This window comes from Nonomuraea polychroma (assembly GCF_004011505.1).
In the GTDB taxonomy this organism is placed as follows: Bacteria; Actinomycetota; Actinomycetes; order Streptosporangiales; family Streptosporangiaceae; genus Nonomuraea; species Nonomuraea polychroma.
Genome location: NZ_SAUN01000001.1, coordinates 10151124 through 10164244 on the forward strand (window position 1 = coordinate 10151124; position 13121 = coordinate 10164244).

11 protein-coding genes are annotated in these 13121 nt (G+C 69.9%); 5 read left to right on the top strand and 6 right to left on the bottom strand.

Translation table 11 applies throughout. The features are described 5' to 3' along the window. The first annotated feature begins 41 nt into the window (after positions 1–41). A complete protein-coding gene (locus tag EDD27_RS47140) occupies positions 42–3185 on the top strand; it encodes a BTAD domain-containing putative transcriptional regulator (protein WP_164904110.1) in 3144 nt (1047 codons plus the stop codon). 105 nt (positions 3186–3290) lie between these two features. Here the strand turns inward: EDD27_RS47140 and EDD27_RS47150 are convergent, their stop codons facing one another. From EDD27_RS47150 to EDD27_RS47165, 4 genes are all read right to left on the bottom strand, one after another. Next, positions 3291–4016 carry a CPBP family intramembrane glutamic endopeptidase gene (locus tag EDD27_RS47150; protein WP_127939138.1) on the bottom strand — a complete coding sequence of 242 codons (726 nt, stop codon included), beginning with the start codon at positions 4014–4016 and terminating at the stop codon, positions 3291–3293. Continuing rightward, complete coding sequence (locus EDD27_RS47155) at positions 4013–5014, bottom strand: hypothetical protein (protein ID WP_127939140.1); 1002 nt, start codon at positions 5012–5014, stop codon at positions 4013–4015. Before EDD27_RS47155 ends, EDD27_RS47150 begins: the two co-directional genes overlap by 4 nt. Further along, positions 5007–5633 (bottom strand): TetR/AcrR family transcriptional regulator, encoded by a 627-nt coding sequence (locus EDD27_RS47160; protein WP_127939142.1) that lies wholly within the window; start codon positions 5631–5633, stop codon positions 5007–5009. Before EDD27_RS47160 ends, EDD27_RS47155 begins: the two co-directional genes overlap by 8 nt. A gap of 425 nt (positions 5634–6058) precedes the next feature. Then, complete coding sequence (locus EDD27_RS47165; protein WP_127939144.1) at positions 6059–7099, bottom strand: saccharopine dehydrogenase family protein; 1041 nt, start codon at positions 7097–7099, stop codon at positions 6059–6061. Between the two features lie 101 nt (positions 7100–7200). Between EDD27_RS47165 and EDD27_RS47170 the strand changes: the two genes are divergently transcribed. Together EDD27_RS47170 and EDD27_RS47175 are read left to right on the top strand one after the other, a co-directional pair. Beyond that, the gene (locus EDD27_RS47170) at positions 7201–8148 is read left to right on the top strand and encodes a helix-turn-helix domain-containing protein (protein WP_127939146.1); all 948 of its coding nucleotides are present in this window, start codon (positions 7201–7203) and stop codon (positions 8146–8148) included. A gap of 297 nt (positions 8149–8445) precedes the next feature. Continuing rightward, positions 8446–9288, top strand: coding sequence for a hypothetical protein (locus EDD27_RS47175; RefSeq protein ID WP_127939148.1), 843 nt, complete (start codon positions 8446–8448; stop codon positions 9286–9288). A gap of 69 nt (positions 9289–9357) precedes the next feature. On the opposite strand, the gene EDD27_RS47180 is transcribed toward EDD27_RS47175, so the two are convergent. Continuing rightward, positions 9358–9747, bottom strand: coding sequence for a winged helix-turn-helix transcriptional regulator (locus EDD27_RS47180; protein WP_127939150.1), 390 nt, complete (start codon positions 9745–9747; stop codon positions 9358–9360). A 64-nt stretch (positions 9748–9811) separates the two neighbouring features. On the opposite strand from EDD27_RS47180, the gene EDD27_RS47185 reads away from it, so the two are divergent. Further along, positions 9812–10711, top strand: coding sequence for an LLM class flavin-dependent oxidoreductase (locus EDD27_RS47185; RefSeq protein WP_127939152.1), 900 nt, complete (start codon positions 9812–9814; stop codon positions 10709–10711). Next, a complete protein-coding gene (locus tag EDD27_RS47190) occupies positions 10708–12024 on the top strand; it encodes an FAD-binding oxidoreductase (protein ID WP_127939154.1) in 1317 nt (438 codons plus the stop codon). The genes EDD27_RS47185 and EDD27_RS47190 overlap by 4 nt, the downstream gene beginning before the upstream one ends. A 209-nt stretch (positions 12025–12233) precedes the next feature. Here the strand turns inward: EDD27_RS47190 and EDD27_RS47195 are convergent, their stop codons facing one another. Beyond that, positions 12234–13025: a phytanoyl-CoA dioxygenase family protein gene (locus tag EDD27_RS47195; RefSeq protein WP_127939156.1), complete on the bottom strand. Its 792-nt coding sequence runs from the start codon at positions 13023–13025 to the stop codon at positions 12234–12236. Positions 13026–13121: the final 96 nt, after the last annotated feature.

Here is a 13121-nt window from a genome sequence, read left to right on the forward strand (position 1 = left end):
CGGTTGGTCGGTCGTTGCCGCGGTTCGGCACAATGACCGATGTGCGAGTTGGATTGCTCGGACCGTTCGAGGTCCGGAACCGCGATGGGGCCGTGGTGGAGGTTCCTGGGGTTCGGTTGCGCGCACTGCTCGCCGCACTCGCCCTCGAACCTGGCCGGATCGTCACGCGTTCGAGGCTGGTGGACTGGATTTGGGGGCAACGGCCGCCCGCGGACGAAGTGAATGCCTTGCAGGCGTTGGTGTCCAGGCTGCGCAGGGTGTTGCCGGACGGTGTGATCGAGGCGAATTCCGGCGGGTACCGGCTGGCCGTGGCTCCTGATGCCGTGGATGTGTGCCGGTTCGAGCACCTGGTCGGTCAGGCCCGTGCCGCCGAGCCTGCGGCGCGGGCGGATCTGCTGCACACGGCCTTGGCATTGTGGCGCGGTAAGGCCATGGCGGACATCGCACTGCAAGACAGCGATGCGTTCGACGCCGCGGTCGCGCGGCTGGACGAACTCCACGTTGCCGCACTCGGGGATCGGGTGGATGCGGATATTCGCCTCGGCCGTGGCTCGGAGTTGGTCTCCGAGCTGACCGAGCTGGTCGCCACGCACCCGCTGCGGGAGGGGTTCGTGGCGGCGTTGATGCGAGCGCTCGCCGAGGCGGGGCGTGGGAACGAGGCGTTGACCGTGTACCAGCGGACGCGCGAGCGGCTCGCTGAGGAGTTGGGCGCCGATCCGTCGGCCGAGCTCTCCGCGCTGCACACCGCGTTGCTGCGGGGAGAGCTGGGCGAGCGTGCGGATATCCACAGGACGAACCTGCGCGCCGAGCTGACGAGCTTCGTCGGCAAGGACGCTGACGTCGGCGCGGTAGCCGGTCTGGCCATCAACTACCGGCTAGTCACCTTGACGGGGCCGGGTGGCTCCGGCAAGACCAGGCTGGCCACGGAGACCGCGCGGGCGATGCTCGCCGAGGTGCCGGATGGGGCGTGGCTGGTCGAATTGGCCTCGGTGCAGGCAGGTGGTGACCTGGCGCAGGCCGCCCTCACCGCGATCGGCCTGCGTGACCAGCCATTGCTCGGTGATGCGCGGGATGGGGAACCGATGGATCGGCTCATCGCCGCGCTCCGGGAGCGCGCGATCTTGCTGATCCTGGACAACTGCGAGCACGTGATCGAGGCGGCCGCGGCTTTCGCGGATCGGCTTCTGGGAGAGTGCCGCAGGCTGCGGATTCTGGCCACGAGCAGGGAACCGCTCGGTATCACCGGGGAGGTGCTGTGGCAGGTCGAGCCACTCACGCTGCCCGCGAAGGGAGCGGCCCCCGCCGCGGTCGAGTCCTCAGCCGCGGTGCGGCTGCTGCGCGAGCGCGCAGAATTGGTGCGCAAGGACATCGGCTCCGACGCGCACACCTTGGCGGCCATGGCGCGGATCTGCCGGGCGCTGGACGGGATGCCGCTGGCGATCGAACTGGCCGCGGCACGGCTGCGCACCATGTCCATCGATCAGCTGGCGCGTGGGCTCGATGACCGATTCCGTCTGTTGACCGGCGGCAGCCGTACGGTGCTTCCCCGGCACAAGACGCTGCGCGCGGTCGTGGACTGGAGCTGGGATCTGTTGACCGAGGCCGAACGCGGTGTGCTGCGGCGGCTCTCGGTGTTCTCCGGCGGGGCGAGCCTGGAAGCGGCCGAACGGGTGTGCGGGGACGAGGCATTCACCGGGGAGCAGATACTCGACCTGCTGACCGCGTTGATCGAGAAGTCGCTGCTGCTCGTCGACGGTGAGGGCATGCCGCGCTACCGGATGCTCAACACCATCAGGGAGTACGCGGCGCACCGGCTCGCCGAAGCCGGGGAAACCGAGCGGGCGCGCCGGGCGCACCTTGCCTACTTCACCGAGCTGGCCGAGACGGCCGAGCCGCACCTGCGCCGGGCCGAGCAGTTGGAATGGCTGTCCACACTCGAGGCCGAGCACGACAACATCGGTGCGGCCCTGCGCGGGGCGATCGCCGAGGGATGGGCCCAGGAGGCGATGCGGCTGGTCGCAGCTGCGGGCTGGTACTACTTCCTCAGTGGGCACAGGACCGAGGGCACCGAGTTGAGCATCGCGGCGGCCTCGCTGCCCGGTGAGGTGTCCGATGAGGTGCGGGCGCTGGCGTGCATGACCGTGACAGTGTTCCTGTCCTCCGGGCCCGGCGGCGATCAGTATCAGGCGCGGGAGTGGATCCAGGAGGCGCACCGGTTCACCCAGCGCAGCGGGTCTCGCCAGCCGATACTCGGGTTCGTGGCGCCGCTGGAGCGGATGCTGCGGGAGCCGACGGAGTTCCTGCCCGCGTTCGAGCCGCTCATCGCCGACGATGTTCCATGGGTACGCGCGCAGGCCAGGCTCGCCCGTGGCCGATTGCGGCTCACGCTCGGCGGCGACGAGACTGACGTGGACATCGACGCCGAGATCGCCCTTGCCGAGTACCGCACGCTGGGTGACCGGTGGGGGATCTCGTTGGCGCTGGCCTTCCTGGCCGATCGGCTTGCCATGCGCGGCGAGTTCGCACGCGCGTGTGAGCACTACGAAGAAGCGGTCACGGCGCTGACCGAGGTAGGCGCGACCGAGGACGTGGTCGGCCTCCGGACGCGGCAGGCTCTGCTGTACTGGCTGCTCGGAGATGAGCGATCAAGCACGGCCGCCATGGCCGAAGCGCAGCGGCACGCGGGCGGGATCACCTCGCCGGACGCGCTTGCCGAGCTGGCGCTTTCCAAGGCGCAGCTGGCGCGCCGGCGCGGCGAGCCGGACAAGGCACACGAGCACCTGGCCGCGGCGCGCGCGCTGCTGGACAACGCGAAAATGGGCGACGTCATCCGCGCCAAGACCATGGACCTGTACGGCTACCTCACCGAGGATCTCGAGAAGGCTCGCGCGTACCGGACCGAGGCGTTCCGCGCGGCTGTGGAGCACACGTATCCACCGCTGGTCGCCGACGTGTTGATCGGGATCGCGGATCTCGCACTGCGCCAGGGACAGTACGAGCAGGCCGTGCGATTGCTCGCGGCGAGCGACGGCGTGCGCGGCACGCCGGATCGTTCGCAACCGGACGTTGCCAGGATCGCCGCGGAGACGCGGAATCGCCTCGGCGAAACTGCGTTCGCCGAGGCGAGCCGCGACGGCCAGCGACGGGACTGGCGTGAGCTGGCCGAGATCGCGCTCGCTTCGTGAACGTCGCACGAGCCCACAGGTAGCCGATCAGCGCCAGCCCGGCACACCAGGCGATCGCGTCCGCGGCGCCGTGCCCGGCTGGAATCCGGCACTGGCCGAGGACCTTCACGAGGATGACAAGGAGCCGGCATATCGGGCCAGGGACCGCGATCGCACCATCCTCTCCACGAGCACGATGCCGACCGTGAACGGCACCACCCCGAAGACGACCATGGTCAGCGGATGCCCGGCGAACACCTGCGTGACCGTCTGAAAGGCCAGGTGGAATCCCATGCACGCCCACACGCTGCCGGTGAGCATGCGCACGTAGCCGAGGCCGACCGCCACCCCCAGCAGCTGCGGCACGGTCTCCCAGCCTGACAGAGCCATGCCGAACGCCGTGTAGACCGCCGCCTGACCGAGGATGATCGTCCATCCCCGTACCCGGTCGGCGAGCACGGCGATGACGTAGCCGCGGAAGACGAGCTCCTCGGCGAGGACGTTCAGCAGGGACACCGGCACCAGAAGCAGAGCGCCGGCCGTCGCCACGGCGATCGGCCGGATCCCGAGAGCAGCCGCGACGGCGAGCGCGGCACCGGCCGGCAGCACCCAGGCCAGGAGCCCCGCCACGGCCATCGGCCACCCGGCACGCGGCGACGGCAGCCCCAGTTCGCGCAGCCCACGCCCGTCCGCCTTGCGTGCCAGGACAGCGATGGTCAGCGCGATCAGGACGGCCACGCCGAGCGCCACCGCCGCCGGCGGTGTGCCCAACTCGGCGACGGCGGCCCGGCCAAGCAGAAGGACGATCGCGTAAGCGGCGAGTGCGGTGGCGATCCGCCATGCGGCCGTCACGTTCCCTCCCCATAGCGCTCGGCGACCGTGTGGAAGGCCAGCTTCGGTGTCCACTGCTCGGGGCCGTCGCCCGGCTCGACGGCGACGATCCCGTAGCTGGCGAGGTCCAGATCCCGCCCCGGCTCATGCGACCGGGTGAGCACGGGCTCGCTGAACCCCCACACGAACACCCCGGCCACGCCGGCCTCCGCGAACACGTCCAACAGCTCGGCCAGGTAACGCGCCTGCACCGACTCGTCGCGTACCAGCCGCGGGGGCACGCGCCACTCGCCGCCGCGTTGCCGCAGCACCCCGAACGCCTGCGAGGCGTTCTCCGCCGCCCCCGCATAGGCGCAGCAGCCGAACTCGAACGCCACGACCGGCTTTCCCCGCCGCACGTGCGCCCGGACGTCGTCGGCGAACCGCCAGGCGTTGCCCGCCGTTCGGTAGAGATCCAGTCCAACCATGTCGAACATCGACCAGTCGACCCGCTCCCACTCTCCGGCCCCGTAACTGAGCGGCCCGGCGAATCGCCCTCGCGCCACCCGGGCCAGCTCGCCGAGTAACCGCCGTAACCGCAGGTTGGCCAGCGGCAGGAGCGGCGCCAGCCACGGCAGCAGCATGCCGCGGACAGCGAAGCTCGGGCCCGGCATGAGCCCCCGCGCTGACAGCGTCAGCTCGCAGCCGACGTTCAGCGCGACTCGCCCGTACGCCGAGCGAAGCTCCTCGGCACGCCCGGCCACCTCCGCGAGGTTGGCCACGACCGTCTGGGGTCGCGCCTCGAACAGCCGGGGCTGCAACCACACCTCCAGCCCGACCTCGCGGGCCATCGCACCCGCCTCGATCAGCCGCTCCGTTTCTGTAGCCGTGATCAGCACGGAGTTCGCGTGCAGGTCCTCGTGGATGGCGCGTAGATCTCGCCGCACGTCGTCCGGTCGCCAGACGGGACGGGACGGGAAGTCCGGCGCGTAGTCGACACCGGCGTCGTATCCGATCCCCCGCCAGGTGAACTCAGCCATCGGGCGCCTCCGCCCCCAGCGCGCGCAGCATCATCCGGACGACTTCTCTCTCGTAGGCGACCAGGTCGGTCGCGGGATGGCTCTGGGAGCGGGTGAGTGCGCCGTCGATCGCATGCGTCACGGTGATCGCCGCGATCCGCGCGTCCACGGCCGCGAACTCGCCCGCGCGACATCCCTGCTCGATGATCGACTCAAGGAGCGCGGTGTCGTCGTCGCCGCTCTTCAGGTAGAGCGGCACACCCTGCTCGTCCCGGTGGGAGACGAGGATCTCGGTGGCGGCCCGCATGGGGTCGCGGTTCGCGCGCATGTACGCGAACTCGGCACGGATGTAGGCGGCCAGCTTGCCCGCCCCGGTGCTCTCGGCCTCGACGGCGTCGACGACGCGCTGCCCGGCGTCCTCGAAGACGTGCGCGACGACCTGCTCCAGAAGCTCCTCCTTGCCGTCGAAGTGGTACGACAGGACGCTCTTGGACGTCTTGGCCCGGCGGGCGATCTCGGCGAGCGACGCTCGCGCGTATCCGAGCTCGTTGACGGTCCGGATGGCGGCCTCGATGATCTGCGCTCTCCGCGCCGCCTCAGTGAACGAACCGCTCCGCGGCTTCTTGTTTTCCGACCGCATGACCCCATCCTAGGCCGATCGGCCTGATTTCAGGTCGTTCGGCCTAGAATTTTCAGACTACGACGCCCGGGTCATCCGTCGCCCTTCCTGCAGACCAACGCGATCGTGGGAGGCGTCTTTCGACGTGCGCTTGAAGGCAGGCCGCACTGAACGGCCGCCTCCTGTTCGCACGACCCGGGCGAAGGCCTGTCAAAACGCGGTCGCATGGCTACCGGAAGGTCGGCCGGCCGCCATTCGAGCATCCCGTCGGCCAGGCGCGCGGCCCACTGGCAGCGCACGGCCAGGGCACGCGGCAGCACCGCAGCACGCCGCCGCGTGTGGAAGGCTGGCCACCAGTGCTCAGCCGGGACGGCCGCCCCGCACGGGCGACCGGCCTGCTCATCGACCGCATTGACCACGGTCTGGATCCCGGCACGCGTCGCCGGTCAGCCGCGGGTGTCGAGCGGGACGTGCAGCGAGAGGTGCGAGGACAGGGCGCGGAGGAAGTCCGGGGCGTCGAAGACCGCGCCCGCGGAGGCGACGCCGGTGGTCCTGGTCCGGCCGGTGAGGATGCGGTCGACAGCCTCCACCGCGAGCGGCGCGCTGATGGCGTAGATGTCCTGACCGGTGGCGACCACGCGACGTTCCGTGCCGCCGGAGCGGACGAGAACGTCCACGACGAAGGTCTGCGCGGAGCGGCCGCGCTCGTCGACGGCGGTCGGTGCCGAGGTGGCCGCGGACAGGTCCGCGGCCGCCTTGGCGGTCATGTAGGTGCGCACCTCTGGGATGGCCAGGTGGCTGGGGACGGTGACGACATCGGCCATGGTGAACTCTCCGATGACGCTCTGAGGGCCGAGCGGAGCCGGGAAGGACCACTCCAGGGCCGGCAGAGCGTCATCGTGGTACTCCAGCCGTCCACCGGTGTAGCGGACACGGCGGCCACTCCGTCGCTGCCCGGAGACCACGCCCGCAGCGAGCGTTCCGGTGGTGGGGTGCCAACTGCTCAGGCCGTAGGCGATGTGCGCCTCGTCCGCCGCCGTCCAGTCGTCCATCGCGGTGGTGACCAAGAGGTCGCCGAGGCCGCCGAAGAAGGCCATCGCCGGGACCACCACGGTGCCCGCGGCGCGGGCGCGCTCCGCGAAGTGCGCGAACGTGTCAACGTTCGCCTCGATCTCGGCCGCCACGTCGACATACGGGATGCCGGCGCGCAGCGCCGCCTCGACCAGCGGGGCGGCGGTCGTGGCGAAGGGCCCGGCGCAGTTGATCACGGCGGCCGCGCCGTTCAGCGCGCGGTCGAGCGAGGCCGGATCGTCGACCGACGCCTGCCGCGCCTCCAGCCCCGGTTGGGCCTGCGCCAGCGCCAGCAGCCTGTCCTGGTCGCGACCGAGGAGCAGCGGGACGTATCCGCGCTCGCGCAACTCCGCGACCACGAACCGCCCGGTGTGTCCGTAGGCGCCGAACACCGCAACGTTCCGACCCGATCCCATGCCTGCTCCTGCGTGTTCGAAGTGATCCACAGCGGCAATCCTGTCCCCGTCGGCCCATCGGTGCCAGTGTCCGGAACGACATGACCCGTACAATTCCCGACATGAGTTCTGTCCCGCGCTCCGTCGCGCTCGCCGCTACCGACGGGATGCTGCACTTCGAGCTGGCCTTGGCCTACGAGGTGTTCGGCTCCGCCCCGGACGCCGTGCCAGGTCCCTGGTACGACGTCAGGGTGTGCGGCACGCACGCCGTCCGGGTCGGCCGGTTCCTGCTGGAGCCGGACTGCGGGCTCGACTGGCTGGCGCACGCCGACACCGTGATCGTTCCTGCCTTGGCGGACGTCGACGAGGACCCGCCGGCCGACCTGGTCGAGGCGGTGCGCGCGGCCCACGAGTCGGGTGCGCGGGTGGTCTCCCTGTGTACGGGCGTGTTCGTGCTCGCCGCCGCCGGCCTGCTGGACGGGCTGCGCGCGACCACGCACTGGGCCCACACCGAGCAACTGGCCGCGCGCTATCCCCGGGTGGAGGTCGACCCGGACGTGCTCTACGTCGACAACGGCAGCGTGCTCACGTCTGCGGGCAAGGCCGCAGCGATGGACCTGTGCCTGCATCTGGTCCGCCGCGACCACGGCTCGGCGATCGCCAACGTGGCCGCCCGCCGCCTGGTCGTGCCGCCCCACCGGGCCGGTGGCCAGGCCCAGTTCGTCTCCACACCGGTGCCCGCCCAGGACGGCCATCCCCTGGCCGAGCTGCTCACCTGGGTGATGCGGCGGCTGGACCAGCCGCTCACCGTGGAGGACCTGGCCCGCCAGGCGAACATGAGCTCGCGCCACCTGGCCCGCCACTTCCGTTCGGCAACCGGCACCACCCCGCTGCAGTGGCTGCTGACGCAGCGGATCCGCCGCGCGCAGGAGCTGCTGGAGACGACGGACGACAGCGTCGACACCATCGCCTCGGCGGCGGGCATGGGCACGGCGACGACACTGCGCCGCCACTTCCACCGCACGATCGGCGTACCGCCGGACGCCTACCGCCGGACGTTCCGCGCGTGAGGCTGCGGTCCTCGCCTCTTGACGGCTCTCGGCCGTCTCAGCGGCCGAAGGGGCCACCACCGGCCTTTGCCAGCCGGCGTGGGCTCGGCCGCGCAGCCGCAGCGCTGCGGCGAGGACTCCCGCGGGTTCGGCGAACAAGTCACACCTGCCACCAGAGACGATGACGGTATGCGTCGTCAGCAACGAGATCGCCAGAGGATGGAACGGATTCACTGATCGTTTCAGAATGAACCAGGGGAGTGGTCCGCGATAGGTTGGGCGAATCTCGCGATCGATACCGATGGGGATGTGCCAGCGATGGACGCTGTGTCGCTGATCTCAGCAGCAGTCTCCGTGACGAGTGCGGTCCTGACCGTGACGCTAGGTGCGCTGTTCGAGTGGCGTCGCCGGCATTCCGACCGCGAGCATGCCCGTCGCGACCACGTGGGTCGCTACCGAGACCCTCTGCTGCAGGCGGCGGCCGCTCTGCAGGCGCGGCTTGGCAACGCGGTGAGGCTGTTATCCGACTTGCCGGTTACCGAGGTGGCCCGCGACGATCAGGCTCGTCGGGATGAGTACAACCGGTACGAAAGCCTCTATCGATTTGCTGTGTATCAGGGTTGGGTGCACATCCTCTTCCAGGAGGCGGGTTTCCTCGACTTGGGTAGCCGCCGACGCAACCGCCGGCTCGTGAAACTGCTCTCCGGCGTGAACGGCGCGATAGCGGGGCACGACGACCATGGAAAAACCGGAGTGCTGCAGGGCGGCGAACAACAGGTCATCGGAGAGCTGATGGTTGTCGCCGACGGCTCTGACAACGGGCGCCGGCGTTGTCTGGGGTACATGGAGTTCCGTGCGAAACTCGACAACGATCGTGAATACGCACGGCGGTTTCAGCCAGTGCTTGCCTATATCGACGCGAGCCTTGCGAAGAATCCTGCCGGAGGACTCAGGCGACTTACCGCCATCCACAATGCGCTTATTGACTTGATCGACTTTCTCGATCCGCACCGAGTGTGGGTGATGGGCCGGCGCGACAGGCTGCCGCTGCCCAAGGAGGAGACCTTGGCTCCAGCCGAGGAGAAGCGCCTGGCACCAGCAGAGAGGCCGCCCGCTGCGGGGGAGAGCCCGCTGCCTGCCGCGGAGGAGCGCGACGTCTGATCCTGGGGGCATGCTCACCGACGCACCGGCACCGGCTCCGGTAGGCCACGGATGAGCGGGCTGGGCGACTCAGGGTCTGGTGGTGACTGTGGAGCGGTCCTCATCGGGCCTGCTGCGCCGGTAGCCCCAGTCCACCAGGGGTTGCAGGATGGACATCAACTCCTCGCCGTCGGGGGAGAGGGCGTAGCGGATCTGTACCGGGGTGGTGGGGATCACGGTGCGCGAGATCAGGCCCTCGGATTCGAGCTCCTTCAGGCGCTGTGCGAGCAGCCGGTCGGAGATCCCTGGCACCGACAGGCGGTATTCGCCGAATCGGCGGGCGCCGCGCTGGCCGGCGAGCAGGATCGCGCTGGTCCACCGGCGGCCGACGAGTTCGACGATGTCCTGGAAGCTTCGGCAGCTCGGCTCGTGGATGGTCAGGCGGGCGGGGTGGGCGCTCTGTGGTGATTGGATGGTCACTTACTAAAGATTAGTCACTAACCTCGCCTTTGCCTAATGGCATGGGTTTGCGGAGCATTGACTCATGGCTGATTACGGACGCTCCCTCAGCTTCGGGCTGAGTCTCGACCCCGAAGTGGACCGGCTTGACGAGACCAGGCGGCCGGCCAAGGCTGCCGACGAGGGCGGACTGGACTACCTGGCCGTCCAGGACCACGCTTACCAGCCCGGGCACCTCGACGCCTGGACGCTTATCACCCGTCTGACCGCGGAGACGAGGCGCATCTCGTTCCTCACCGACGTTGCGGATCTGCAGTTACGTCCACCGGCCATGCTGGCCAAGGCCGCGGCCTCGCTCGGGGTTTTGGCCGAGGGGCGGGTCGTCCTCGGGGTGGGTGGAGGGGCGTTCGCCGACGCCATAGCCGGCATGGGCGGCCGACGGCGTAACGGTGGCGAGATGGTCGCGTACACCGAGCAGTCCCTGCATGTCATGCGTGCTGCGTTGAGCGGTGGCGGCGTGCGGCTGCACAGCGACCAGCACACGATCGAGGGCTATGCGGCAGGTCCCGTGCCGCCCGCTCCCATCCCGCTGTGGCTCGGCGGCCAGGGGCCCAGGATGCTCGCCGTCGCCGGCCGCTCCAGCGACGGCTGGATCTCACCCCTCAACATCTACGTCCCGCCGGACGAGGTTCCCGCCAAGCAGAAGATCATCGACGACTCCGCTCGGGCGGCGGGGCGCGACCCGGCCGAGATCCGGCGGATCTACAACGTGATCGGCGCGATCGGTGATCTCCGCGGCGGCCCCGGACTGGTCGGCGACGTGCGCCTGTGGACGGACACGCTCACCGAGTGGGCGGTCGACCTGGGCTTCGACACGTTCATCTTCTGGCCGGTAACTGCACAGCGAGCCCAGCTCGACGTGTTCGCCGCCGAGGTCGTCCCGGCGGTCCGCGAGCGGGTCGGCCGGATTCGGGGGCAGCGATGACACTCAAGCTGTCCCCGGCCCCGACCGCGCTCCAGGACAAGATCGTCGTTCCCGGAGACCGCCGCTACCGTCTCCTGCGGTCCACGTACACGACTGTGGCCAGTCCCGCTGCCGTGCTGCTTCCCGAGAACACCGAGCAGGTGGTCGCCGCGCTGCGCTTCGCTCGCGAGCAGGGCCTGCCCCTGTCCGTCCGGAGCGGAGGCCACGGCCTGTCCGGGCGTTCCACCAACGACGGCGGCGTGGTCATCGACCTGTCCACGATGAACCACGTCGAAGTGATCGACCGGGCAGCGCGGATCGTCCGGGTGGAGGCGGGCGCGCGGTGGGCACAGGTCGCGCAGGCGCTCGCGCCGTACGGATTGGCGATCAGTTCCGGCGACCACGGCAACGTCGGCGTCGGCGGCCTGGCGACCGGAGGCGGCATCGGCTGGCTGGTCCGCCACTACGGTTTGACCATCGACCACATCCGTGCGGCCGAGGTCGTCCTGGCCGACGGCACCGTCGTGCGCGCCGGCGCCGACCACGAACCCGAGCTGCTGTGGGCCGTGCGCGGTGCCGGCGCCGGAGTCGGCATCGTGGTGGCCTTCGAGATCGAGGCGATCGAACTGCGCGATGTGGGATACGCGCAAATCGCCGTGCAGGTCGACCGGGGCGGCCGCGCACTGCGGCAATGGGCCGACTACATGGCCTCCGCCCCGCGCGAACTGTCCACCGCCGTCACCCTGCTGCCGCACGGCCGCGCTCTGGTGGCCTCGATCACCGCCGTGGTCGCCGATGCGAGCGAGCAGCGCGTGCGGGCGGCGATCGAGCCGCTGCTGTCCATCGGCAGCGGGCTGCTCGACCATCACGCCCGGCTGGCCCCGTACCCTGCCCTGGTCTCCACCGCACACCTGCACGCCAACGTCGGCCAGCAGCCCAGCACGACCACCAACGGCCTGCTGACGTCCATGACCGACGACGACGCGGCGGCGATCACGGCCGCCGCAACCGGGCCGCACCAGCCGTTGATCCAAATGCGTTCCATGGGTGGGGCGGTCAACGACATGCCGGCGGACGCGACCGCGTACGCGCACCGGCACCACGGCACGTTGGTGATCGCCTCGACGTTCCCGCCGCGGCGCGGTGTGGAACTGGACGCGGCCTGGCGTCCGCTGGCCGAACGGGTCGACGGTGCGTATACCGGCTTCGAGAGCCGCCCGGACAAGAGCGCCTTCGAACGGATCTACCCGGACGCGACGGGCGATCGGGTCGGCCGCCTATGGAACCGTTACGACCCGGAGGGGATCTTCCGAGGCTCCTGGCAGCTTTCTTAGGCGAAGCTTGTGGCCAACCGCGCGAAGAGGCCCCTATCTGGACGAGCCGCTGCAGGGGAGTAGGAGCCGGTACGTTATGGCCTCACGATCATGCGCGGGATGGATCACGGGGCGTTTCCCCAGGTGGGCACCCGTGATCCAGCTCCTCCTGACCGTCGATGCCGATCTGGCAGTGTCCGTCAAAGCGGAACAAGCTCAACGTCAGCCACCTAAGCCCAGGGGCGGGGGAATGTGTCGCCATCCAACCGATCGCCCGCGGCGAGTCCGAGAGGATCGGTCACGATGTGCCGGGTCCCGCTGTAGCGGGTCGCCTCGTCCATGTAGATCGTGACGTGCGCGAGCCGGGCCTGGTCGGTGCGGTTGGGCAGCGCCATGTGACCGGTGTAGCCGCTGTGGAAGGTGCAGTCGCCGGCGCGGAGCGGCACGGTGACCCGAGGGATCCAGCGCAAAGACGGGTCCATCCCGAACAGGTCGTCCTCGTGGTGGAGGTCCTGCGGGCGCAGGCCGGTGCGATCCTGGGTGCCGGGCAGGAAAGTCATGCAGCCCCGCTCCGGCGGAACGTCGACCAGCGCTGTCCACGCCGACAGCGGGAGCCGGTCGCCCGCATGCGGCCAGTACGGACGATCCTGGTGGAACTCCGTGGCGGCGTTGTTGTGCGGCTCCTTGACCAGCATCTGGTCGTGCCACAGCCGCAGCGGGAACCCGGCGAGCTGTTCGGCGATCCGGCCGAGCCGCCGATCGAACGTGAGCTCCCGCAGCGTCTGGTCGCGTTGCCAGACGTTGACCAGCTGGCTGAAGACGCCTTGCTTCTCCAGGCTCTCCGAGCGATGCGCCTCCAGGAACGCCTCGGCGCTCGCCCGGAAGCGCTCGACCTGGTCGGGCTCAAGAACGCCTCGTACTCGGACGAAACCGTATTCGCGGTACGCCGCCACAAGCTCCTCCGGCACCCGGCCGTCGGCATCGACGTCGCTGCCGGACTGCTCGGTCGTGGTCGTAGCCATCGCTGACCTCCAAGGTTCTTGCCGTTGGGACACTGCAAGCCTCGTCGAGGCGTGCCGCTCCGGGCTAGGCCGATCCCGGCGAGCAGTCGTACGATC